The 24,197-nt window shown below is 36.6% G+C and carries 20 protein-coding genes; 6 read left to right on the forward strand and 14 right to left on the reverse strand.

Annotated features, from left to right (window positions below):
- Positions 1 to 22 precede the first annotated feature (22 nt).
- From LX80_RS07240 to LX80_RS07250, 3 genes are all read right to left on the reverse strand, one after another.
- Complete coding sequence (locus LX80_RS07240) at positions 23 to 3,088, reverse strand: efflux RND transporter permease subunit (RefSeq protein WP_111294762.1); 3,066 nt, start codon at positions 3,086 to 3,088, stop codon at positions 23 to 25.
- Positions 3,089 to 3,126: 38 nt separating this feature from the next.
- Positions 3,127 to 4,185, reverse strand: a complete 1,059-nt coding sequence (locus tag LX80_RS07245; RefSeq protein WP_111295151.1) for an efflux RND transporter periplasmic adaptor subunit — start codon at positions 4,183 to 4,185, stop codon at positions 3,127 to 3,129.
- Between the two features lie 179 nt (positions 4,186 to 4,364).
- On the reverse strand, positions 4,365 to 5,336 hold the full coding sequence (locus LX80_RS07250) for a c-type cytochrome (RefSeq protein WP_111294764.1): 972 nt from the start codon (positions 5,334 to 5,336) through the stop codon (positions 4,365 to 4,367).
- 216 nt (positions 5,337 to 5,552) lie between these two features.
- On the opposite strand from LX80_RS07250, the gene recA reads away from it, so the two are divergent.
- The 3 genes from recA (at position 5,553) to LX80_RS07265 (ending at position 7,740) form a co-directional block, all read left to right on the forward strand.
- On the forward strand, positions 5,553 to 6,578 hold the full coding sequence (recA, locus tag LX80_RS07255) for a recombinase RecA (RefSeq protein WP_111294766.1): 1,026 nt from the start codon (positions 5,553 to 5,555) through the stop codon (positions 6,576 to 6,578).
- A gap of 127 nt (positions 6,579 to 6,705) precedes the next feature.
- Positions 6,706 to 7,176: a methylglyoxal synthase gene (locus tag LX80_RS07260; RefSeq protein ID WP_111294768.1), complete on the forward strand. Its 471-nt coding sequence runs from the start codon at positions 6,706 to 6,708 to the stop codon at positions 7,174 to 7,176.
- An 18-nt stretch (positions 7,177 to 7,194) separates the two neighbouring features.
- The gene (locus tag LX80_RS07265) at positions 7,195 to 7,740 is read left to right on the forward strand and encodes a GNAT family N-acetyltransferase (RefSeq protein ID WP_170120401.1); all 546 of its coding nucleotides are present in this window, start codon (positions 7,195 to 7,197) and stop codon (positions 7,738 to 7,740) included.
- Positions 7,741 to 7,815: 75 nt separating this feature from the next.
- Here the strand turns inward: LX80_RS07265 and leuB are convergent, their stop codons facing one another.
- The 5 genes from leuB to LX80_RS07290 all read right to left on the reverse strand — a co-directional run bounded on the left by leuB (position 7,816) and on the right by LX80_RS07290 (position 14,136).
- Positions 7,816 to 8,892, reverse strand: coding sequence for a 3-isopropylmalate dehydrogenase (leuB, locus tag LX80_RS07270; protein ID WP_111294772.1), 1,077 nt, complete (start codon positions 8,890 to 8,892; stop codon positions 7,816 to 7,818).
- Positions 8,893 to 8,904: 12 nt separating this feature from the next.
- On the reverse strand, positions 8,905 to 10,431 hold the full coding sequence (locus tag LX80_RS07275) for an alpha-isopropylmalate synthase regulatory domain-containing protein (protein ID WP_111295153.1): 1,527 nt from the start codon (positions 10,429 to 10,431) through the stop codon (positions 8,905 to 8,907).
- A gap of 48 nt (positions 10,432 to 10,479) precedes the next feature.
- On the reverse strand, positions 10,480 to 11,076 hold the full coding sequence (gene leuD / locus LX80_RS07280; RefSeq protein WP_111294774.1) for a 3-isopropylmalate dehydratase small subunit: 597 nt from the start codon (positions 11,074 to 11,076) through the stop codon (positions 10,480 to 10,482).
- 15 nt (positions 11,077 to 11,091) lie between these two features.
- A complete protein-coding gene (gene leuC, locus LX80_RS07285) occupies positions 11,092 to 12,498 on the reverse strand; it encodes a 3-isopropylmalate dehydratase large subunit (RefSeq protein WP_111294776.1) in 1,407 nt (468 codons plus the stop codon).
- A gap of 201 nt (positions 12,499 to 12,699) precedes the next feature.
- The gene (locus tag LX80_RS07290; protein WP_111294778.1) at positions 12,700 to 14,136 is read right to left on the reverse strand and encodes an NADP-dependent isocitrate dehydrogenase; all 1,437 of its coding nucleotides are present in this window, start codon (positions 14,134 to 14,136) and stop codon (positions 12,700 to 12,702) included.
- A gap of 83 nt (positions 14,137 to 14,219) precedes the next feature.
- Between LX80_RS07290 and LX80_RS07295 the strand changes: the two genes are divergently transcribed.
- Complete coding sequence (locus LX80_RS07295; protein ID WP_111294780.1) at positions 14,220 to 15,143, forward strand: LysR family transcriptional regulator; 924 nt, start codon at positions 14,220 to 14,222, stop codon at positions 15,141 to 15,143.
- Between the two features lie 53 nt (positions 15,144 to 15,196).
- Here the strand turns inward: LX80_RS07295 and LX80_RS07300 are convergent, their stop codons facing one another.
- The 3 genes from LX80_RS07300 to LX80_RS07310 all read right to left on the reverse strand — a co-directional run bounded on the left by LX80_RS07300 (position 15,197) and on the right by LX80_RS07310 (position 17,816).
- Positions 15,197 to 15,559 carry a hypothetical protein gene (locus LX80_RS07300; protein WP_111294782.1) on the reverse strand — a complete coding sequence of 121 codons (363 nt, stop codon included), beginning with the start codon at positions 15,557 to 15,559 and terminating at the stop codon, positions 15,197 to 15,199.
- 98 nt (positions 15,560 to 15,657) lie between these two features.
- Positions 15,658 to 16,656 carry a Gfo/Idh/MocA family protein gene (locus LX80_RS07305; RefSeq protein ID WP_111294784.1) on the reverse strand — a complete coding sequence of 333 codons (999 nt, stop codon included), beginning with the start codon at positions 16,654 to 16,656 and terminating at the stop codon, positions 15,658 to 15,660.
- A gap of 32 nt (positions 16,657 to 16,688) precedes the next feature.
- Entirely contained in the window at positions 16,689 to 17,816 is a 1,128-nt protein-coding gene (locus LX80_RS07310) for a redoxin family protein (protein WP_111294786.1), read from the reverse strand.
- A gap of 202 nt (positions 17,817 to 18,018) precedes the next feature.
- On the opposite strand from LX80_RS07310, the gene mgrA reads away from it, so the two are divergent.
- Both mgrA and LX80_RS07320 read left to right on the forward strand, forming a co-directional pair.
- On the forward strand, positions 18,019 to 19,017 hold the full coding sequence (gene mgrA, locus LX80_RS07315) for an L-glyceraldehyde 3-phosphate reductase (RefSeq protein WP_111294788.1): 999 nt from the start codon (positions 18,019 to 18,021) through the stop codon (positions 19,015 to 19,017).
- 17 nt (positions 19,018 to 19,034) lie between these two features.
- A complete protein-coding gene (locus tag LX80_RS07320) occupies positions 19,035 to 20,243 on the forward strand; it encodes a glycoside hydrolase family 27 protein (RefSeq protein ID WP_111294790.1) in 1,209 nt (402 codons plus the stop codon).
- An 8-nt stretch (positions 20,244 to 20,251) separates the two neighbouring features.
- Here LX80_RS07320 and LX80_RS07325 read toward each other — a convergent pair whose 3' ends face one another.
- The 3 genes from LX80_RS07325 to LX80_RS07335 form a co-directional block, all read right to left on the reverse strand.
- Entirely contained in the window at positions 20,252 to 22,642 is a 2,391-nt protein-coding gene (locus LX80_RS07325) for a plasma-membrane proton-efflux P-type ATPase (RefSeq protein WP_111294792.1), read from the reverse strand.
- 16 nt (positions 22,643 to 22,658) lie between these two features.
- Positions 22,659 to 23,114, reverse strand: coding sequence for a universal stress protein (locus LX80_RS07330; protein ID WP_111294794.1), 456 nt, complete (start codon positions 23,112 to 23,114; stop codon positions 22,659 to 22,661).
- A 132-nt stretch (positions 23,115 to 23,246) separates the two neighbouring features.
- A complete protein-coding gene (locus LX80_RS07335; protein WP_111294796.1) occupies positions 23,247 to 24,158 on the reverse strand; it encodes a diacylglycerol/lipid kinase family protein in 912 nt (303 codons plus the stop codon).
- Between the last annotated feature and the right edge of the window lie 39 nt (positions 24,159 to 24,197).

A 24,197-nucleotide genomic window follows, 5' to 3' on the forward strand; every position in this document is an offset into this window, starting at 1 on the left:
TTCATGAAATTCAACAGAAAAGTTATTCAATAATTTCAAACTGTTTTTGTTGATGTTTTCCTGAGATATACGTATAAACGGCCGGAATAACAAACAAGGTTAAAATTAACGAAAACAGAATTCCGCCTACAACCACAATACCCAAAGGAATACGACTGGTGGATGCAGCACCTAAACTGAGTGCAATGGGTAATGCACCTAATGAGGTAGCTAAGCTGGTCATTAAAATGGGGCGCAGCCTTTGTGTAGCAGCTTGTACCACCGCATTTTCTTTAGCTAATCCATTTTCGCGTTTTTGATTGGCAAATTCCACAATTAAGATCCCATTTTTAGTTACCAATCCAATTAACATAATCATTCCAATTTCAGAAAAGATGTTAAGGGTTTGATGGAAAATAAATAAGCTTAATAAAGCACCGGCTAATGCCAAAGGCACCGTTAACATGATGGTGAATGGATCCAAGAAACTTTCAAATTGTGCAGACAGCACCAAATAAATGAGTATTAACGCAAGTATAAATGCAAATAAGATGTTGGATGAACTTTCAGCATAATCGCGGGATGGGCCATTTAAAGCAGTGTGATACGTTTCATCCAACAAGCGGTTGGCAATATTTTGCATGGCATTGATTCCATCACCAATGGTTTTACCTTCTGCCAATGATGCCGATATGGTAGCTGATTTATAACGATTAAAATGATATAACGTAGCCGGATTGCTGTTTTCCTCTAAATGCACTACTGCATCTAATGGAACTACATTGCCCGATTTTGTTCGAAGAAAAATATTCTTTATATCGTCCGGATTGTTTCTACCCTCTCTGTCAATTTGTGCAATTACTTGATATTGATAACCATTCATAATGAAATAAGCCAACCTACCCCCACTAAAGGCAGCCTGTATGGCACCCACCACATCCGCCGTAGTTAATCCTAAATCTTTCACCTTCATTCTATCAACCGTTAATCTAACTTCAGGCTTATTAAACTTTATGTTTACATCGGCATTAGCAAAGGTTTTATCTTTCCGCACCTCTTCCAGAAATTGCGGTAAAATACTTTTCAACTTATTCAAATCCTGATTTTGAATAATAAATTGAATAGGCAATGACCCTCTTGAAGCCAAACCAACGGAAATGGTTTGTTCTTGTATGGCAAAAATGCGGGCATCATTAAATTGAGGTAATTTTTTTTGTAAATCATTTACGATATCTGCCTGGCTGCGAGTTCGCAAATTTGGCTCTATTAAACCTAAACGGGGTTGTGATGTATTACTACCCGGACCAGCAGGTGTGCGAGCAAATACAAAATCGCGTTCAGGAATTGAATCGTATAAATAATTAGCAAAATTATCTATGAAATTAACCATGTAATTATAACTGGTTCCTTCAGGTGCAGTAACTACGAAGCGAATACTGCTGCGATCTTCAACGGGTGCCAATTCCGATTGCAAATTGCGCATGAGCAAGCCAATTATAACTAAACAAATGGCAACAATTACCCAGGCCATCCATCTAATTTTCATAAATCCTTTCAAAGCACGTTGATACAATGCTTCCATGCCTGTAAAAAATGGTTCTGTTTTTTTATAAAACCATCCTTCATGTGCATTTTTTGTGTTTAAGTAAACATTTAGTACCGGTGTTATGGTTAACGAAACAAAAGCAGAAATTAGCACTGCAGCTGCTAAAGTAACACCAAACTCTCTAAACAAACGCCCTACAAAACCTTCTAAAAATATAACGGGCAAAAACACCACTGCAAGTGTAATAGAGGTTGAAATAACTGCAAAGAAAATTTCTTTACTGCCTTCTAATGCAGCTTTTCGAATGGGCATTCCTTCTTCTAACTTTCTGAAAATATTTTCTGTAACAACTATCCCATCATCAACCACCAAACCCGTGGCCAATACAATGCCCAATAAAGTAAGAATATTAATGGAAAACCCGGCAATATACATTACGAAGAAAGTTCCAATTAATGAAATGGGAATATCAATTAATGGGCGCAATGCAATTAACCAATTACGGAAGAAAAAGAAAATAACCAATACCACAAGCCCAAAGGCAATGAGTAAAGTTTCTTTTACTTCGGCAAGGCTTTTACGAATGTTTACCGTATTATCAATTAATACATGAAACTGAATATCGGATTTATTAGATGCTTCAATTTGTTTTAATCTACGGTAAAATTCATTGGCAATTTCAATGTTATTGGCACCGGGTTGCGGAATAATGGCTAACCCTACTGCATTGACGCCATTGTATTTCCATGATTGTTCCAAATTTTCAGGACCTAATTCAATACGAGCCACATCATTTAATCGAACAATTCCTGTTGAATCTTCTTTTATAATTAAATCACGAAACTGTTGTTCATTGGTTAACCTACCCATGGTACGAATAACCATTTCCGTATTATTACCATATATTTTACCGGGTGGCAGTTCAATGTTTTCAGTTTTCAATGCATCACCTATATCAGTAAAAGCCACATTATGTGCCAACATTTTAGATGGATTCAACCAAATACGCATGGCATAACGCTTTTGGCCAAATATGTTAATGGCGCTTACATCTTTAATGGTTTGCAATTGTTGTTGCAAAACGGTTTCTGCATAATCGCTAAGTTCCAATAAACTTTTGGTGCGACTTTGTACAGCAAGAATCAAAATAAAATCGCTGTTTGCATCAGCTTTAGAAACAGTCGGTGGCGCATCAATATCTTGGGGTAAGCTGCGTTGTGCCTGGCCCACCTTATCGCGAACATCACTTGCAGCAGCTTCTAAATCAGTACCTAAATTAAATTCAACCGTAATTTGGCTACTGCCTAAACTACTGGTTGATGAAATGGAACGAATACCGGGAATCCCATTAATTTGCTTTTCAAGCGGCTCTGTAATCTGACTTTCAATAATATCGGCATTAGCACCGGTATAATTCGTTGAAACGGTGATGATTGGCGGATCAATTGCCGGATAATCGCGTACGGCCAGGAATGTGTACCCCACTATACCAAATAAAATAATAATGAGGTTCATTACCGTTGCCAATACGGGACGCTTTAATGAAAGGGCAGATATATTCATGAATTAATACAACTTGAACGTTTTGGAATACAATACCATTAATTGGAAAATTCGGACAATTGCTTCACACTTCTTACCTGAACAGCATTTTGTGGCCTTGCGAACAACACACCCGTAACTACCACCGTATCGCCTTTTTGAATGCCTTTTACAACCTCAACGGCATCTGCTTGCCGAACGCCTGTTTCTACATTTACAAAAAAAGCTTTCCCATTTTTTACCAATACCGCTTGCTTATTTTTATCGTCGGGAATTAATGCATTCGTAGGCACCAAAATAGCTTTTTTATCATTATTGGTAGCTACAATTACTTTCACAAATGCACCCGGATTAACACCTCCTTCTTCCAACAAGGCACGAACTTTAATATTGCGAGTGGCGGTATTTATTTGAGGTTCTGCAGCAATAATGGTTGCTTTTTGAGTAGATTTCTCTGCAGCATCGCTTTTAACAATAACGGTATTGCCTTTGCGAATATAGCGAGCATATTCCTCAGGCATGGTAAAATCAATTTTTAAACGATTTAATTGTTGCAAAGTAGCAATAACTGATGCCGGAGTAACATAAGCACCAGGGCTAACCTGTCGCAAACCCATTGTGCCATCGAAAGGTGCTTTTATAATGGTTTTATCAATTAATGACTGGGTATAAGCAATATCGGCTTGAATACTTTTTACTTGATTGAGCGATGCATCATAATCACTCTGATTGATACCATTTATATTAAGTAGTTTTTTATTCCGTTGCTCCGTAATTTCGGCCAACTGCAATTGTACTTTTAATTTAGCCAACTGAGCTTGTAAATCGGCATCATTAATTGTAGCAACCACTGTTCCTTTGGTTACCGGTTTTCCTTCCGGCACATTTAAATATGTTAATCGACCACTTACTTCAGGCCTTAACTCAACATATTCATTGGCTACTACGGTACCATTTGCTTCAATTTGAGAAACAATAGATTGTGGGGTAGCAATTAAAACATCTACTACGGGTATGGAAGCACTGGTTGCCTTAGCAGTGTTTTTTCCCTTTTTCGTATGGCAAGCCAATAATGCAAAACTAAAGCCGGCAATGGCACAAACAATTGGTTTTATCATTGAAACAGCGGGTTGAAGTTTGGTTGCTAATATAACCAAAATTACCCGGCAGTGGACAAATGAAGGATGAACGGACGAAAAAGCTGTATTAAAGAATCAATGAAATGACCATACATTTAATTTTAATTCAATTCAATTTTTGACAAGATAATATTCCATGGAACATTTTTTTGAAAAAGCTATTTCATAGTTATTATTTCAAAATGTTGTACCTTATTTTTCAACGGCTTTAGTGTTTTAAGATAAGCGTAAATTGCGGACAAATCATTTGTATCCATTCCGCCATACATAGACCATGGCATAATGGTATTTATTTTCTTATCTGTCATGGTTTCTAAATTTGCAGTATCGCTATAGGTTTTGAATCGGGCAATAAAACTTTCCCGAGTCCAATTACCAATACCGGTTTCTTTATCGGGCGTAATATTGGCTGAGTAAACATTACCATTGGGCATTTTAAACAATCGGCCTCCGGCAAAAGCCATATCCTTTATTAAGTTACCTTTTTCTTGCATGGTATGGCATTCCATACAAGCAGCAATACTTACCAAGTAGTTACCATAAGCTATAGTATCGGAGGGCTTAGGTTTGGCCATGGGCACTGCTTTTTGGGGAATAGTGTTTAAAATTAAATTCATGGGGAATTGAATGGAACGAGGTGGAATAACATTTTGAATGGGGTGCAGTGAACGTATATAAGCAATGATATCCAATACATCTTCTTTATCCATATTGCCATAATATGGGTAAGGCATTACCGGAAAAATGGCATGTCCGTTTTTATCAACACCGGTGGTAATTACCCGATAAATTTCACCATCGGTCCAGGTACTTAAATTAGCGGGTGTTATGTTTTTTGAATAAAACTTGCCCGGAAAGCCAAGTTCTTCACCAAAATATTCTCCGCCCTTACCCTCTGTACCCGGAGTAATGGGACCGGTATATTTTTTCCAGTTACGGGTGGAATGACAATCCATACAAACCGTAACATGATTGGCCAAATAAGCACCATGCTGAACGCGCTGTGGAGTAATATCAACTGTTAATTCAGGGGCATTGCCAACATTAGGCAATACATATTGCAGGTAAATAAACACTGCAGCTATCATTAGCAGCAACAAAGCCCCAACCCAAATAAGTATTTTTTTCATGACAGGATGTTTTAGGGTAAATGGATGGCTATGCAGGTTTTGAGTTGATTGAAGAATAGTAAAATACGGCGGAAGTTTTATTTATACAAGCACAATTTTTAACCCGGACAAAATAATTAAATAATATTTTTAGCAAAATTTGCTAAAAATATTAGTGTGCGTAATTTTATTTCCTTAACTTCGTGGCATTATTAATTTTGGAAGAAAATAATTGATATGAGTAATGCAGATAAACTGAAAGCACTGAAACTTACTATAGACAAGATTGACAAGGATTATGGCAAGGGAAGTGTTATGATGATGAATGAAAAACCGGAACGATTGAATGAAGTAATTTCAACCGGTTCAATTGGTTTAGATATTGCCTTAGGCATTGGCGGATTACCGAAGGGAAGAGTAATTGAAATATATGGACCTGAGTCATCCGGTAAAACCACTATTGCCACCCATGTAATTGCTGAAGCGCAAAAGAAAGGAGGCATTTGTGCCATTATAGATGCAGAACATGCATTTGACAGTAATTATGCGCAAAAATTAGGTGTTGATGTTGACAATCTTTTAATATCACAACCGGATTATGGAGAACAAGCTTTAGAAATAGCAGATCGATTAATCCTTTCCGGTGCCTTAGATGTTGTGGTTATTGACTCTGTTGCAGCCTTGGTGCCTAAAGGCGAATTAGAAGGTGAAATGGGCGACAGCAAAATGGGTTTACAAGCCCGTTTAATGAGCCAAGCCTTGCGAAAACTAACGGCCACCATTAGCAAAACCAATACCGTTTGTATTTTTATTAACCAATTGCGCGAAAAAATTGGAGTAATGTTTGGCAATCCGGAAACAACAACCGGTGGTAATGCTTTAAAATTTTATTCATCCGTTCGTTTAGATATACGCCGCATTGCGCAAATAAAAGATGGCGATGAAGCAATTGGTAACAGGGTAAAAGTAAAAGTGGTTAAAAACAAAGTAGCCCCACCTTTCCGTTCCGCTGAATTTGATATAATTTTTGGACAAGGTATTAGTAAGATTGGTGAAATAATTGATATGGGTGTTGAATTGGGAATTGTACAAAAAAGCGGTAGTTGGTTTAGTTATGATAACAACAAATTAGGTCAGGGTCGCGATGCAGTGAAACAATTATTGCAAGACAATCCCGAATTGGCTAATGAAATTGAAGGAAAAATTAGAGCAAAAATTTTAGAAGCCAACAGTGCTGTAGAAACTGTGGCAGCAAAAGCATAAGTTTTTTGGATTTAACAGGTTAGTAAGTGTAAAGCCGTCTTTCGTTTGAAGGATGGCTTTTTTATTTGTGTACATTATTTCTTCTCGGCAAATTGTATCTTCATAGCTCAAACATTCAATCAAACGTATGGCAAATTTTCGGTTATTGGCAAAAAGAAAAAGAATTGCTTTGGTAGCACATGATAATAAAAAAAGTGATTTAATAGCGTGGGCCGAATACAATAAAGAAGTTTTAGCAAAACATGAACTTATTTCAACCGGAACCACAGGAAAATTGATTGAAGCGGCATTAGATCGTCCGGTAAAAAAATTATTGAGTGGTCCATTGGGAGGCGATCAACAAATTGGAAGCATGATTGCTACAGGGGAAATTGACATCATGATATTTTTCTGGGATCCCATGGAAGCGCAACCACACGATAGCGATGTAAAAGCTTTATTGCGTTTATGTGTAGCATGGAATATACCCATGGCCTGTGACAGAGCAACGGCAGATTTTTTAATGACTTCGCCCTTTATGCATGAAACCTATGAATTAGCTATTCCCGACTATACGCAATATTTAACCCGCAAAATTGAAACACCCAACCATCCTTAATATTTAAACCTTCTGTTCTTGACAAAACAAGTAACCCATATTAACGAAAACGCAAGTGTTACATTAAAACCCTGGAACAAAAATGATGCTGCTGCATTAGCCAATATAGCAGATAATAAAAAAATATTTATGCAGGTGCGCGATTCATTTCCGCAGCCTTATACACTTACTGATGCATTGAAATGGATTGATGCGCATTTACAAACAAGCAAAGCCACAAATTTTGCCATCTGGTATAATAATGAATTGGCAGGTAGTATTGGTTATGTACCCCAGGAAAATGAACGGAGGCACATTGCCGAAATAGGTTATTTTATTGGGGAAGTATTTTGGGGGAAACAAATTGCAACAAAAGCAGTTGAGCAACTATTACAGTTAATACAGCAACAACAAAAGTTTTATAGAATTGAGGCTTACGTTTTTGAAAAAAATGTGGCTTCTGTTAAAGTACTTCAAAAAAATGGCTTCTTTTTAGAAGGCATACAACATAAAGCTGCCATTAAAAACAATGAAATGCAAAATGTGTTGGTGTGGGTGAAATTTTTAACCAACTACAAAGTTTAATCATATGTAGTTTTACTAGTTCTTAAAAAAATGACAACAAAATAAATGCAGTACGTTAACTAGATGAAATAAAAACTACTTCAAATACGCTAATACTAATTGTCCCATCTGCTCAGTACCAACAATATTTGCGGCCTGTGTAGATGAATTAGCAATATCACGGGTACGATAACCTGCTTTTAAAACTGCATCTACAGCGGCAATTACCGCATTCGATTCCGTTGTTAAACCAAAACTAATATCCAACATTAATGCAACCGATAATATAGATGCTAAAGGATTGGCTACACCTTTACCGGTTATATCATGTGCCGAACCATGAATGGGTTCATACACACCGGTTCCATCGCCAATGGAAGCAGAGGCCAACATACCCATAGAACCGGCAATTTGTGAAGCTTCATCGGTTAATATATCCCCAAACAAATTAGCCGTTACAACAACATCAAAACGAGTAGGTTCTTTAATTAACAGCATGGCAGTAGCATCTACAAATTGATGCTCAACTGTAACATCAGGATAATCTAATGCTACTTGCTGCACTACTTCACGCCAAAGGCGACTGGTTTCAATAACATTGGCTTTATCAACCGAACATAATTTTTTTCTTCTGGTACGTGCAGCCTCAAATGCTTTACGCGCAATTCGTTCAATTTCATATCGGCTATATTCAGCAACATCGAATGCGGTATTACCATTGTTCTTTCTGCCTTTTTCACCAAAATAAATATCCCCGGTTAATTCACGAAAAAACAAAATATCGGCACCTTTTAAAATCTCAGGTTTAATACTGGAAGCATCTAATAATTCATCAAATAATTTTATGGGACGAATATTGGCATATAAACCCAGTTCCTTACGCATTTTTAGTAAACCCTGTTCAGGTCTAACTTTAGCTGTGGGGTCATTATCATACTTAGGATGGCCAACAGCACCAAAAAGCACTGCATCGCTTTGTTTCATTTTTGTAAGCGATTCATCCGGCAATGGGGTACCGGTAGCTTCAATAGCTACATGCCCAATTAAAGCAGTATCATAACTAAATTGATGATGGTATTTTTGTGCAATAGCATCTAAAACTAACTTTCCTACTGCTGTAACTTCTTTTCCTATGCCATCACCGGGCACTACTAAAATTTTTTTATTAGCCATTGCGTATAAACTTTAAATCTGATTCAACATTTTTTGTGTGGCTTTAATAGCAGAAACGGTTTGATCGCTATCTAATCCTCTGGTTTTAAATTCTCTGTTTTGATAGAACCAAGTAATAATGGTTTCGCACAATGCGTCGGATTTTCCTCCGGGCGGTATGCGAACTTCATAGTCGGTTAATTGAGGTAATTCTCTTTTTTTTAGCGCATAGATAGTTTTTAGTGCATTCATAAATGCATCATACTGACCATCACCTTGTGCATGTTGTTCAAAAATTTCCCCATCCATGTTAATTTTAAGTGTTACAGAGGGACGAAGATTTTTTGAGTGTGTAAGCACATAGTTTTCAATATGCACTCGTTCTTCTATGGAATTACTATCCAATACATCGGACAAAATATAGGGTAGATCTGATTGTGTTACAACTTCCTTCTTATCGCCAAGTTCAATGATGCGTTGGGTAACTTTTTTTAAATCTTCTTCAGATAATTGAATGCCCAACTGCTGTAAGTTATTTTCAATGTTGGCTTTTCCACTTGTTTTGCCTAATGCATACCGGCGTTGACGACCAAAACGTTCGGGCAATAAATCATTAAAATATAAATTATTTTTTTTATCACCGTCGGCATGAATACCCGCCGTTTGTGTAAATACATTTTCACCCACAACCGGTTTGTTTGCAGGAATTCTGAAACCGGAAAAAGTTTCCACTAATTTGCTAATGGTATATAATGATTTTTCAACCACATTGGTTTTAACATTTTTGGCGTAATCGTTTAACACGGCAATAGCACTGGCCAAAGGTGCATTACCCGCCCGTTCACCCATGCCATTAACTGTTAAATGTAAACCTTTTGCTCCGGCTTTAACAGCTTCTAAAACATTGGCAATGCTTAAATCATAATCGTTGTGTGCATGAAAATCGAAATGAATATTAGGATAACGTTGTACAATTGACGAAATATATTCAAAAGTTTCAGAGGGCGTTAAAATGCCTAATGTATCGGGCAATAAAATGCGCTTCACAGGTTGCTGCACTAAGAAATCAAGGTATTCAAATACATAAGATTTTGAATGCCGCATACCATTGCTCCAATCTTCCAAATACACGTTACATTCAATATCGTTATTGCGTGCTAATTGAATTACGGAAGCAATTTCAGCAAAATGTTGTTGAGGCGTTTTTTTAAGTTGATGCGTTAAATGATTTAATGAGCCTTTCGTAAGTAAATTCATTACTTTGGCTCCAGCTTGTAACATCCAATTAACAGAAGTATCGCCATCAACAAAAGTGAGTACTTCTATTTTATGTAAACAATTATTTTCTGCAGCCCATTGTGTAATTTTTTTAACGGCCAAAAACTCTCCTTCCGAAACCCTTGCAGAAGCAATTTCAATTCTATCAACTTTTACTTCCGTTAAAAGCAATTGAGCAATGGTTAATTTTTCTAATGCTGAAAATGCAACACTACTGGTTTGCTCCCCATCACGCAGGGTAGTATCCATAATTTCAATGTATTGTGTTTTTTCTTCATGCATAAGTTTGTACATTTTGTGCTAGGGTGAAAGCACTTGGTGTATTGGCAATTAATAAAAACTTTTTTCTGAAAACGCTTGAATGGCAGGTTTTATAGATTGCAGATAATCAATATCATCAAACCCATTTAACAAATTATGTTTTTTATATGCATTAATTTCAAATGAATACTTTTCACCGGTTGAAAGAATAGTAAAAGTTTGATTGGGAAGATGCACTTCGAATTCAGTAGCAGGATTTGCTTCAATTGCCGTAAAAACAGCTTGTAAAAATTCGGGGCTTACTTGTACAGGAAGAATACCGATGTTTAGAGAATTATTTTTAAAAATATCAGCAAAAAAACTGGAAACTACACAACGGAAACCATAATCGTAAATAGCCCAAGCAGCGTGTTCGCGGCTACTGCCACTACCAAAGTTTTTACCCCCTACTAAAATTTTTCCTGAATAAATAGGATTATTCAAAACAAAATCTTTTTTAGGTGTATTATCGGCATTATAACGCCAGTCGCGAAACAAATTATCGCCAAAACCTTTGCGCTCAGTAGCTTTCAAAAAACGTGCAGGTATAATTTGGTCTGTATCAATGTTCTCCATAGGCATGGGAACTGCGGTACTTTTTAAAACAGAAAATTTATCGTAAGCCATAAAATTAAATTCAAATTATTGCATTAAAGTTCTTGGATCAGTTACAACACCGGTAACGGCAGCTGCAGCAGCTACCAAAGGGCTGGCTAAAAGCGTGCGGCTACCGGGGCCTTGCCGTCCTTCAAAATTTCTATTACTGGTACTAACCGCATATTTTCCTGCAGGTATTTTATCATCATTCATAGCTAAGCATGCGCTACAACCGGGCTGCCGCAATTGAAAACCAGCTTCAGTTAAAATATCTAAAATACCTTCTTCTTTAATTTGTTGTTCTACAATACGCGAACCGGGTACGAGCCACGCAGTAATATGCTCTGCTTTTTTTCTGCCTTTTACAATTGTTGCAAAGGCGCGAAAATCTTCAATACGCCCGTTGGTACAACTGCCTAAAAAAACGTAATCCACTTTTTTTCCCAAAATGGCTTCGTTTTCTTGAAAGCCCATGTATTCTAAAGATTTTTTGTAAGATGCCTCACTACCACCCATTTGTGAAGCGGCAGGAATTTTTTTAGAAATACCGGTACCTAAACCCGGATTGGTACCATAGGTAATTTGAGGCTCAATATCGGCAGCATTGAAATATAATTCTTTGTCGAAAACAGCACCTTCATCAGTTTTCAGTGTTTTCCAATAAGCTAATGCTGAATCCCAAGCAGCACCTTTGGGTGCTTTTTCTCTACCTTTTAAATACGCAAATGTGGTATCGTCAGGTGCAACCATTCCTCCGCGGGCTCCCATTTCTATTGACATGTTGCAAACCGTCATACGACCTTCCATACTCATATTTTGGAAAACATCGCCGGCATATTCAACAAAATATCCTGTAGCGCCACTGGCAGTTATTTGAGAAATGATATATAAAACCACATCTTTCGGCAAAACTCCTTTCCCCAATTCTCCATTCACATGAATACGCATTTTTTTTGGCTTAGGTTGCATAATGCATTGAGAGGAAAGTACCATTTCAACTTCGGAAGTACCAATACCAAATGCAATACATCCAAATGCACCGTGAGTTGAGGTGTGTGAATCACCACATACAATGGTCATACCGGGTAACGTAATACCATTTTCGGGGCCTACCACATGCACAATACCATTTTTAGGATTTCCCAAACCCCAATGTGAAATGCCATACTTTGCAGTATTTTCTTCTAATGCTTTTAATTGATTAGCTGACAAAGGATCTTTTACAGGCTGATCTTGATGGATGGTAGGAGTGTTATGATCGGCGGTAGCAAAAGTTTTATCGGGAAACATTACAGAAAGTCCGCGATTTTTTAATCCTAAAAAAGCAACCGGACTGGTTACTTCATGAATAAAATGACGATCAATAAAAAGTACATCGGGACCATTATCAATGTGTTGCACCACATGTGCATCCCATACTTTATCAAACAATGTAGATGGTGTGTTCGACATGAAAAAAAATTTTTAAAAACTACATCCCCCATGACGGAGGAGTGTAAAATTCGTAAATTTTACAGACAAATGGATAGTTTTTTAAAATTTATTCAAAAAATAAGCCCTTTTTTAAATACTAACAAATGTTCGTAGTAGATATATAAAAAAAAGCAATCCTTATAACTAGGATTGCTTTAATATTTATGGATTGAATTTTATCTATTCCCCCTGCCCTAACGAAAAGGCGCGAACTCCGTTAAACGTGTATAAGTTTTCTGTTTTAATAACATCTATACCTGCTTCATTGGCAGAAAATAGTAGTTGCAGAACATGTTTTTTATCCAATTTGGTATTAGGAGCCGCGTAAAATCGACAACGCCAATGGTCGGTACAAAAAGTTTCATCAAAGCCATTTGGCCAAACCTTTGTTCCCCGATTGGTAATCATGGTTAAAGTTAGTTCGGGTGTATTTAAAGTTTGTAATTGCTTCGCTAATTCTTCAGCATGGCTGCCTTTCCAATCAACAAAAACATCAATTCCGGTTAATTGCTTTTCAGCAGGAGCCTTCCGCTTATAAGGAGGAATTGATAACGTAATGCCATTGGTGTAATGTACCTTAGGTAATTGAACGGGTTGCTTACCTAATCTTTCAATCACTGCCTCACCAAACTCTTTCGTTCCAACTAACTGTTTACTAATCCCCGGCTTATGAATATCTGCTGTATGAATACCATCTTCAATGGTGGTTAACCACGCATTTTGAATAGAAGAGGCGGCTTCATTTTCGCCAATATGATTTAACATTAAAACAGCAGCTTGAATTAAACCGGATGGGTTAGCCATATTTTTTCCTGCAATATCGGGTGCTGAGCCATGAATGGCCTCAAACATCGCACAAGAACTACCAATATTAGCTGAACCGGCCAATCCAACCGAACCGGTTATTTCAGCAGCTACGTCAGATAATATATCTCCGTATAAATTCGGCATCACAATTACATCAAACAATTCTGGTTGGTTAGCTAAACGAGCAGCACCAATATCCACTATTAAATGTTTACTTTCAATGGAAGGATATTCTTTTGATATTTCATCAAACACTTTATGAAACAAACCGTCTGTTTGTTTCATAATATTATCTTTTACAAAACAAGCTACTTTTTTTCTTCCATATGCTTTAGCATACTCAAATGCATAACGTATAATACGCTCACAGCCCGGACGTGAAATCAATTTCAAGCATTGAACAACTTCATCTGTTTGCTGATGTTCAATTCCTCCATATAAATCTTCTTCATTTTCACGTATAATAACTACATCCATGTTTGGATGTAAGGTAGAAACAAAGGGATGTAAACTTTTACAAGGACGTACATTGGCAAATAATCCCAATGTTTTTCTAATGCTAACGTTTAAACTTTTGTAACCGCCGCCTTGCGGTGTTGTAATGGGTGCCTTTAACAAAACTTTATTGGTTAAAATACTTTGCCATGCCTGCGGCTGAATTCCGGAAGTATTTCCGGATAAGTACACTTTCTCACCCACCATAATTTCATCAAATTGAACAGCCGCACCCGAAGCTTTAATAATTTTTAAGGTTGCATCCATTATTTCCGGACCTATACCATCGCCTTTCGCTATTGTAATTGTTTTCATAAAAATTAATTTCGGCGCAAAAGTATTGCCGTTATATCATTGTGTTTCATTTATCTTTATAATGAAATTGATTAAAATAATTTATGAATTACACTTTACATCAACTATTGGTTTTTACAACAATTGCCAAAACAGAAAGTATTACCAAGGCTGCAGAAGAATTAAATTTAACCCAACCTGCTGTTTCTATTCAATTAAAAAACTTACAAGATCAATTTGAATTACCCTTAACCGAAATAATTGGGCGGAAACTATACGTTACAGAATTCGGAAAAGAAATTGCAGCAGCAGCGAATAATATTTTGAACGAGGTACAAGCCATTGATTATAAAACGCAAGAATACAAAGGCTTATTAAGTGGCAAATTAAAAATAGCTGCTGTTTCTACGGGCATATATGTTATACCTTATTTTCTGGAAGGGTTTTTACAACAACATCCCGGAATTGCGCTAAGCCTTGATGTAACCAACAAAGCAAAAGTGTTAGAAAGTTTGGAAAATAATGACATTGATTTTGCCATGGTTTCCGTTTTACCCGAAAACATGGCAATAGAAAATATTCCATTACTAAAAAACAAATTGTATTTAATTAATAATACACAACAAATATTCCCGGCCAAAAAACATTCACTTTCATTACTGGAAAAAATACCTTTAATTTTCAGAGAACAAGGTAGCGGTACCCGATTGACGATGGAAAGTTTTTTTGCTGAAAAAAATATAACGGTACATCAAAAAATGGAATTAACATCGAATGAAGCAGTAAAGCAGGCCGTATTAGCCGGTTTGGGCAGCTCAATTATGCCATTAATTGGAATAAAGAATGAGTTAATGAACAAAAGTTTGCAAATAATTCCATTGCAAAACTTTCCAATAATTACTAATTGGCAACTAATTTGGCGGAAAGGGAAAAAACATTCGGCCATTGGAAGGGCCTTATTGAAACATATTCAGGCAGAAAAAGAAAATATTATAAAAAAATATTTTGACTGGTATGAACAATATTAAAACATCACCGCACCAAAATATTTAGTATAATGGTGCGGTGATAAATAAATACATTAATTCTTTTTAATGTAGGTTTTGTTCCCATTTGAATTAATGTAATAATGGCCTCCACGCTTGCCTTCGTAAATGGTTCTGCCTTTATCATCTTTCCCAATTACTTTGTCATTACCGGCTGCAGCTGTTGAAGGAGCTGCTTTGGTTACGGTTTTTGGAGGCTTAGTAGTTGGTTTGGAAGTTGTAGCAGGAGGGGTGGCAGGTGCTGCTGTTTGTGTTGCAGCTTTGGTTTTAGTTGCTTTTGCTTTTTGAGTTTTGGTTTGTTTAGTTGTTTTGGTTGCTGTAGTTTGCGCCTGTGACAGTGAAGGAGCAATTATCAGCATGGCCATTACTAAAAATAACCCACCTAATAATTTTTTCATACAAGATTTTTTAGTGAAAAATATATCCTAATATATTACAAAAAAGCAACGCTACAAACTGAAAATTGGAAATGTATAGAAATACTACTTTTTGATGATTATTGATCTTGAGGATAGCTTATCCCCGCGATACTTCTAATTGAATCAAGTGTTTCCATTAATGTAAGTGTAAGTTCATGTGTCATCACCGGACTTTCCGTTAACCCTTGTTGTAAACAATTGGTAACATGCTGCGCTTCGTATTGATAGCCCCACCCTTCCGTTTTTTCAACTGCAATTTCAACAGCCTCTTTAATTGAAAAGTCGTAGTACAAAATTTTAGCAGAGGGTTCATAAAATCTGGAAGTTAATTTAATGGAAGCCTTGGTGCCTGCAATTTCTGCTTCAGTAGGTAACGTAGTGGTAAAAGATGAAAACAATTGAGCCATTGCACCACTTTTGTAAGTAAATAAAATGGAACATTGTTCATCAACAGATGAATGGGCATGTGGTATCATCGCTGCTTGAATATGTTGAGGTTTTCCTAGTACACTTAATGCCATAAACACATTGTAAATACCGATATCTAATAATGTTCCGCCACCTAACTCAGGTTCAAACAAACGCGGTGACACTGGGGACTGAGGCTTAAATCCGAAATTAATTAATACGGCTTGAACAGTACCCAATTTACCTTCTTCAATAATTTGCATTAATTGTTGGTAGTGCGGCAAAAACTTAGTCCATAAAGCTTCCATTAAAAACACTTTTTGCTGCTTTGCCAAGGCAATCATGGCTTTGGCCTGTTTGGTATTGATTGCAAATGGTTTTTCACACAATACTGCTTTACCATGTTGTAAACATAACATTGTATGTTCAAAATGAAAGCTATGCGGAGTAGCAACATATATTACATCAATAGCTGCATCATTTACTAAATCTAAATAACTGCCATAAGCTTTATCAGCATTGAAGTTTTTCGCAAAACTTTCAGCAGATGACAAAGAACGAGCAGCTACTGCACTCAGTTGAGCATCTTTTACCAATTTTAAATCGGAAGCAAATTTTGCAGCAATTTTTCCGCAACCTAACATGCCCCATTTTATTATTTTTCCCATTCTATTTTTTTTACTACAAAAAGTTAATTGGTTTAATAGTAACGCCCAATATATGCATTATCAACAATTATTTTTTTTAATGTCGAAGGATCAATGGCACCTTCATGGGCATATACAATTTTACCACCCGGCTCAACAAGAATAGTGTAAGGCAAAGCACCTTGCCATTTGGGGTCTATGGCATCTATTAAAGCATATTTATCATCTGTATTGAGTATATAATTTTTGCATGAAGCTTGTTGCAATTTTAAAAAGTCCAATGCTTTAGCTTGTTTGGAAGGATCATCGGCACTTATGGAAACAAACTCAAAATCGCGCCCACGGTACATTCTATTCATAGTAATGAATTCGGGGAACTCAGTTACACAAGGTCCGCACCAGGTTGCCCAAACATTAATTAACCGTAATTTATTAGAGGTGTTTTTTAATAGCGCTTTAATAGAATCAATAGAAACGGCGTTTAAACTTACCGGTTCTGCTGCCCATTGTTGTTGAGCCAAAGTAATCCAGTTACTTTTTTCAGCCCATTTTATGGAACAGCCGAACACTTTTGTTGTACTAACGGTAACGGGTTTACCGGCAAGTATTTCATCAATAGCATTAGCTGCATCGGTATGTTTTGGCGTTTTCCCCGGCTTTTCTGTATCATCTACGCGCCCTGAATACCGCAGTTTCCTTTCTGCATCAAAAATAAAAACATGGGGCGTAGCTATTGGACCATATTTTTTTGAAACTTCTTGATTATCGCCATCATACAAATAAGGGAAGTTGAAATGCTTTTCCGCAGCCCTAATTTTCATTTCATCAAATGAATCACTTAAATCTGTATAACCCAATTCATCTAACCGAATTGATTTTGGATCGTTGGGCATAATAGCAACAACGGCCACGCCTTTGTCTTTATATCGATTCGTTAATGCAATAATTTTATCCTCATAAGCTTGTGCAGTGGGACAATGATTACAGGTAAATACTACCACTAATATTTTTGCATTTTTAAACGATGATAATGAATACCATTTACCATCGGTAGCAGGCAGTTTAAAATCCGGTGCCGGTGCACCAATCGGTAAAGTAGGATGTTCTGAAAAGGTATTCCGGTTTGCTATTGTTACATTGGTTTGTAAAATAACAAAAAGCAGTATCAGCATTTTTTTCATTGTCAAGCAATTTAGGAATTCACATTGCAGAAAAGGTACTGACAAAACCCTGAATCACAAAAAACTAAGTGTATTGGTGTTAACAATTTGATGTAGGTCAATAATTAGTTTGTTTTCGTAGTGAATAAATACAGAATCTTACCTTTAGGTTTTACCGGTTTAACATTTTTCACACATCAGTTTTAAAATAAAAACAATACGTATGTCTTACTTGCCTAATGAAAATCGTTACCAACAAATGGAATATCGTAGGTGCGGTAAAAGTGGAATATTATTGCCTGCCTTATCGTTAGGCTTATGGCATAATTTCGGTGACATTGATACTTTATCAAATGCGCAAAGTATTTTACGTTTAGCATTCGACAATGGTATTACCCATTTCGACTTAGCTAATAATTATGGTCCTCCACCGGGGGCTGCCGAAAGTAATTTCGGAAAAATATTCAAGACTGATTTTTTACCTTATCGCGACGAATTAATTATAAGTACCAAAGCGGGCTGGAAAATGTGGGAAGGCCCTTATGGTGATTATGGCTCAAAGAAATATTTAGTAGCCAGCTTAGATCAAAGTTTAAAAAGAATGGGTTTGGACTATGTAGATATTTTTTACCATCATCGGCCCGACCCCAATACTCCTTTAGAAGAAACAATGGCTGCCTTACATTTAATGGTACAACAAGGCAAAGCCCTATACGTTGGTATTTCCAGCTATCCCCCCGAAACAACACAAAAAGCTGTTGATATACTTGCGAAAATGGGTACACACTGTTTAATTCACCAACCAAAATATTCTATGCTTGACCGTTGGGTTGAAGATGGATTATTACAAACACTGGAACAAAATGGAGTTGGCTGTATTGCATTCTCACCCTTGGCACAGGGATTATTAACCAACAAATATTTAAATGGCATTCCTGAAAACAGCAGAGCAGCCAGTCATAGAGGCAATGGAGCCATTGAAGAAAATGCCATTACACCTGAATTAATAAAAAAGATTAATGCTTTAAATAATGTTGCACAACAAAGAAACCAAAGCTTGGCACAAATGGCTTTAGCATGGATTTTAAAAGACCCAAGAATTACTTCTGTAATAGTTGGCATTAGTAAACCGGAGCAATTAACAGATTCATTAATGGCATTAAAGCATTATAGCTTTAGCAATGAAGAATTAAAGCAAATAGAAGCAATACTTGCAGAATAATATTTAAAAGAATTATTATGAAAAAATACCTACTCTTTTTGGGATTAATCTCTTGTTTGCAAGCTTATACTCAAAAAATGCAAGGGCTGGCACTAACACCGCCAATGGGTTGGAATAGTTGGAACACTTTTGCAACCAACATAAATGAGCAACTGGTAAAAGATATTGCAGACATAATGGTGAGTAGTGGCATGAAAGATGCAGGCTATGAGTACTTAGTGCTGGATGATGGTTGGATGGCCATGGAACGTGACAAGGATGGAAATTTAGTTGCCGACCCCAAAAAATTTCCACATGGTATTAAAGCCGTAGCAGATTATGTACATGCCAAAGGTTTAAAATTTGGCTTATACAATTGTGCAGGTACAAAAACCTGTGCGGGTTATCCCGGCACCAGAGGGTATGAATATCAAGATGCTCGTTATTATGCAGCTCACGGAGTAGATTATTTAAAATTTGATTGGTGTAATACAGAAGGTATTAATGCTAAAGAAGCTTACACTACCATGAGCAAGGCTTTGGCAGCTACCGGTCGCCCCATCGTTTTTAGTTTGTGTGAATGGGGACAAAACAAACCCTGGGAATGGGCAAGCAATGTTGGCCATTTATGGCGAACTACCGGTGATATATCCAATGTTTTTGCAGGTACTAAAAACATGGGCACCTGGCAAGCCTTAGGTGTTTTAAAAATTATTGATTTACAAAAAGGGCTTCGTGCATATGCAGGACCCGGACATTGGAATGATCCTGATATGTTAGAAGTGGGCAATGGTTTAACGGATGCGGAAAATCGTGCTCATTTTTCAATGTGGTGCATGTTGGCTGCACCTTTAATGGCGGGAAACGACTTAAGAAAGATGACTGAAGCCACTAAAAATGTGTTAACCAATAAAAATGTAATTGCTGTTGACCAAGATCCTTTAGGTATTGAAGGTTTTGCATATACAGAAAAAGACAGTGTTGAAACCTGGTTAAAACCTTTGCAAAATGGTGACTGGGCTGTTTGTTTTTTGAATAGAAGCAATAAACCGGTAAAATTTAGTATGGATTGGAAACAACACCCCATTGTTGATACATTATCAAAAGCTACGCTAAACGCAGTAACCAATATTTATAATATTAAAAATTTATGGACCAACACTACAGAAGGGAATACCAATGAGCCATATAGCAACACAGTGGGTGGGCATGATGTGATAATGCTTAGATTACAAAAAAGCAACTAATATTTTTTTCATGACTGCTGTTTCTTGGCAAAGTAATTCAGCAAAATAACTTTAACTGAATCGTTAATTACTAAGTTGCAAAATAAAAAGAAAGCCAGTGTACATACAGCAGGAACAATGGGCAAAGCAGCAAATCCGGTAAAGCCAATAGGCAATAAAATTAATACCAAAACAATATCGGCAATAATTACCCATAGTAAGGTTTTACTGATGGGTTCTTTATAAAATCGCCCATTAGTGCGCACCGTTATTACTGCACATATGCCTGAATAAAAAAGTGTAGCAAAACCAAGAGAATGAGCAAGCTCCGCATTACTGATTTTAAACTGATGGGAAGCCCATAAAAACCAAAACAAGCATTCCGCAAAAAGTAAAATACCCAATACAAAACCTTTCATTACCATTGGCTTTATATTCCAATTAGCCGGTTGTTTACTCCATTGCACTTTGTCGGTTGCCAATGCCAAAACCACAAAATCAATTAAAAACAACATCAATACCATATCAATGGGGCCGACAACAAATTTTTTTGTTAACAAATAAGCAATGCATACAAACAAAATGGTTTGTAAAGTTTTGGCAATTTTATTAACGGTGTAGTTTGCAATTCGGGTATGGGTTATTCTTCCTACTCTTAATAAATCAACAATTTGTTTCAATCCGTTTTGTAACAAAATAATACTGGCAGCTTGCTTAGCCACATCGGTAGCAGAACTTACAGCAATTCCAACCTCGGCTTGTTTTAAAGCAGGTGCATCATTCACCCCATCACCCGTCATTCCGGTTATTTGTTTTTGCTGTTGTAAGCTTTTTACAATATTGTATTTATCCTCCGGCAAAACTTCGGCAAAACCATCATATTGAGCAATAACGGATCCGGATTGCTGTAACATACCCCTAACCTCATTAATGGCAACAATATTTTTACCTACGCCCGCCTGTAATGCAATTTCCTTAGCAACCGGAAGGGCATCGCCGGTTAGCATTTTTACCGTAACACCTAGTTGTTTAATAGCAGCAAGCATTTCAGCCGAGTCCGGACGTGGCGGGTCATATAATGCAGCAATACCTACTAATTCAGTTGTATTGTTTTTTTTAATGGCCACTGCAATGGTTTTAAAACCTTTTGTAGCCCAAGCATCAACAGTTTCATCTAATATATGCTCAGGATGAGTACATAATTCTTGTATAGTTAAATAAGCTCCTTTCAGTATAACAAAGGTTTCATTATGATGCTGAATGGTTGCTTCTGTTCTTTTATTGGCCGCAGAAAATGGCACAAAAGATTGTTGTTGATAATCCGATAAACTTATGCCTTCTTTACTCAACCGATTAAAAAAAGCATCATCAATGGCATCATTATTCGCTTTAACCGATGCTAAAGTGCCATATAGTAGAACATCCTTATCAGTAAAATTGGGTGTAGGTTTAATATCTTGTAAGGATAATTTATTTTCAGTGATGGTTCCCGTTTTATCAATACACAAGGTAGTTAATGTTGCAGCATCTTCCGTAGCACTTAATCGACTAACCAATAACCCTTTTTCAGATAATTCTTGCGAAGCCTTAGCCATACTAATGGTAAACATAGCCGGTAAACCAATAGGTACTGCAGACACTAACAATATTAGTATTAATGGCAAAGTAGCTATAAACGATTCACCACCCAATAATGCATTTACCACAGTTATACCCAATACAACTACCACAATTGAAAATAAAATTTGCACTACTTTCCCAACCACTTCTTCCATGTGCATTTTATGTTTGGCCGACATGATTAAGCCTTCTGTTTTCCCAAACAGCGTATTCGTTGCAGTAGCAATAACCAAAGCAGTACACTCACCATTTTTAACAATGGACCCTGCATAAATGGTTTCATTTTCTTTTGCGTCAATTAAAGCAGATTCACCGGTTAACGCAGATTTGTCAACCTGTAAGTGTCCATTTATCACCAACATGTCTGCTATTAAAAAATCACCGGTACGAATGCGAAGAATATCGCCGGGTACAATAGCTTTTGAGGGCAAGTTCACCCAATCGCCATTACGCAAAACCCTAACCGTTACAGTAAGCTTTGCTTTTAACGATTCTACCGTTTTTGCAGCACGCATTTCCTGCCAAAAACCAACAATTCCATTAAAAAGCAATAACCCTGCAATTAACCATCCATCAAAATTTCGATGTAATAAAAATGAAACAATAACTGTAGCTTCAAGCATCCAGGCAGTTAAACCCCAAAAATGTTTTAAGAAAAGTAGATAAGCTGGTGTTTTCTTTTCTTTCACTTCATTCCATCCATACTTTTGCTGCAAGCCGTTTACCTGTTCGTTAGTAAGGCCAGATTGTATGTTGGTGCCGAAATGTTGAAGTTGTTCTTGCAGGGTTATTTCAGCCATATATATCTATTTTAAATTATTTACTGCTGGGAACAATATATAATGGCTTTTTGGTTTGTTTTAAAATTTTTGCAGCTACATTCCCCAACAACAAAGTATCTATTGCGCTTAAACTATGCGAGCCTAAAACTATTACATCGGCATTATACTCATCTGCATAATCTAAAATAGCAGAGGCAGTATCGCCTTCCAAAACCATTGTTTTAATATTATTATTGCCTAAGTGTTTTGCAGCAGCGGTTAAAAAATGTTCAGCTTGTTTTTTTAATTCATCTACCATCTCAATATTATTCGCAGTATTAAAACCACCAAATCCCATAATGGGTGAATAATCTACTGCATAATAACTGGCATCGGCCACTACATGTACTAAGCATAATTCTGCATTCATAGATTGTGCCAACTCATTGGCTTTCTCGGCAATTTGTTCGGCTGAAGGATTGTAATCAAGAGCAACTAATACTTTTTTCATATTGATTTAATTATAAGTGACTAAATGGATTAAATAATGGCATCGCTTTAAAAAATGCAGGTTAACAATACGGTAAGATAAAAAATAATCAACAAAGCAATTGCATTTTTTTGCAAAAAAATGTATAAAAAATTAATTTAACCTGTTAGGCTGAATCAATGAAAAAGCACTTGGAATAGTATTTACAACAATCGAGTCGCTTGTTTCTATTGGCTCTCCATCAATGTGCAAAGGTGCATGTTTTAAATTGTGTATTGTAATAGCCGAGGTTTGAAAATAAATAACATTTTTATGGGTAATCTCATTCACCAATTCTTGTAACCGGTTATTGCCTTTAATTTGTTTTAATAAGGCAAATGGAATTTTTGCTTTATTCATTTTTTGAATAATTACAATATCTAACAGCCCGTCATTTAAACTGGCTGCAGGAGCTATGGTTAAATTATTACCAAATTGGTTACTATTGGCAATGGTTATGGCAAATGCATCCGTGAAAAAAGAAAAGTCATTCAATACAACTTCAAACTGAAAAGGCTGAGCTTTAAAAAAGTTGATTAAACTTTCTTTGGTATAAGTAAATAAACCACGTTTTGAATTCATGGCAAACCGATGTGCCACTTCAGCATCGAAGCCTAACCCACTTAACATGCAAGAGTAATGTTGATTTATGGTAAATGCATCAACCGGCATGGGCTTTCCTTCAAAAATTACGGACAATGCAGCCTTCGTTTTTTTTGGAATATTTGCCGCAAAGGCCAAACCGTTACCTGAACCTGATGGTATAATACCAAAATTTACTTTGCAATGACGCAAAGCACGAGTAACTTGGTTAACAGTACCATCTCCACCCGATATTACTACATCCGTAAAACCTTCATGTTCAATTTTATCTTTCACTACATCATAGTTTGCAATGGGTGAAGTAGGCAAAATTTCAAATGCTATTTTCCTTGCATTCGTTTCTTTTTCAATTAAGTGTATAATTCCATCTTTTTTTGAAGTACCTGAAATTGGATTTACTAAGTATAAAATTTTACGTGACATGCTTTCAAGTATTACATGGGATTTAACAAAGAGAAATTA

This window comes from Hydrotalea sandarakina (genome assembly GCF_003254115.1).
Taxonomy (GTDB): domain Bacteria; phylum Bacteroidota; class Bacteroidia; order Chitinophagales; family Chitinophagaceae; genus Hydrotalea; species Hydrotalea sandarakina.

Coding starts and splice junctions, on each gene's coding strand:
- LX80_RS07240 (WP_111294762.1), bottom strand. CDS start 3,088: ATGAATATATCTGCCCTTTCATTAAAGCGTCCCGTATTGGCAACGGTA.
- LX80_RS07245 (WP_111295151.1), bottom strand. CDS start 4,185: ATGATAAAACCAATTGTTTGTGCCATTGCCGGCTTTAGTTTTGCATTA.
- LX80_RS07250 (WP_111294764.1), bottom strand. CDS start 5,336: ATGAAAAAAATACTTATTTGGGTTGGGGCTTTGTTGCTGCTAATGATA.
- recA (WP_111294766.1), top strand. CDS start 5,553: ATGAGTAATGCAGATAAACTGAAAGCACTGAAACTTACTATAGACAAG.
- LX80_RS07260 (WP_111294768.1), top strand. CDS start 6,706: ATGGCAAATTTTCGGTTATTGGCAAAAAGAAAAAGAATTGCTTTGGTA.
- leuB (WP_111294772.1), bottom strand. CDS start 8,892: ATGGCTAATAAAAAAATTTTAGTAGTGCCCGGTGATGGCATAGGAAAA.
- LX80_RS07275 (WP_111295153.1), bottom strand. CDS start 10,431: ATGCATGAAGAAAAAACACAATACATTGAAATTATGGATACTACCCTG.
- leuD (WP_111294774.1), bottom strand. CDS start 11,076: ATGGCTTACGATAAATTTTCTGTTTTAAAAAGTACCGCAGTTCCCATG.
- leuC (WP_111294776.1), bottom strand. CDS start 12,498: ATGTCGAACACACCATCTACATTGTTTGATAAAGTATGGGATGCACAT.
- LX80_RS07290 (WP_111294778.1), bottom strand. CDS start 14,136: ATGAAAACAATTACAATAGCGAAAGGCGATGGTATAGGTCCGGAAATA.
- LX80_RS07295 (WP_111294780.1), top strand. CDS start 14,220: ATGAATTACACTTTACATCAACTATTGGTTTTTACAACAATTGCCAAA.
- LX80_RS07300 (WP_111294782.1), bottom strand. CDS start 15,559: ATGAAAAAATTATTAGGTGGGTTATTTTTAGTAATGGCCATGCTGATA.
- LX80_RS07305 (WP_111294784.1), bottom strand. CDS start 16,656: ATGGGAAAAATAATAAAATGGGGCATGTTAGGTTGCGGAAAAATTGCT.
- LX80_RS07310 (WP_111294786.1), bottom strand. CDS start 17,816: ATGAAAAAAATGCTGATACTGCTTTTTGTTATTTTACAAACCAATGTA.
- mgrA (WP_111294788.1), top strand. CDS start 18,019: ATGTCTTACTTGCCTAATGAAAATCGTTACCAACAAATGGAATATCGT.
- LX80_RS07320 (WP_111294790.1), top strand. CDS start 19,035: ATGAAAAAATACCTACTCTTTTTGGGATTAATCTCTTGTTTGCAAGCT.
- LX80_RS07325 (WP_111294792.1), bottom strand. CDS start 22,642: ATGGCTGAAATAACCCTGCAAGAACAACTTCAACATTTCGGCACCAAC.
- LX80_RS07330 (WP_111294794.1), bottom strand. CDS start 23,114: ATGAAAAAAGTATTAGTTGCTCTTGATTACAATCCTTCAGCCGAACAA.
- LX80_RS07335 (WP_111294796.1), bottom strand. CDS start 24,158: ATGTCACGTAAAATTTTATACTTAGTAAATCCAATTTCAGGTACTTCA.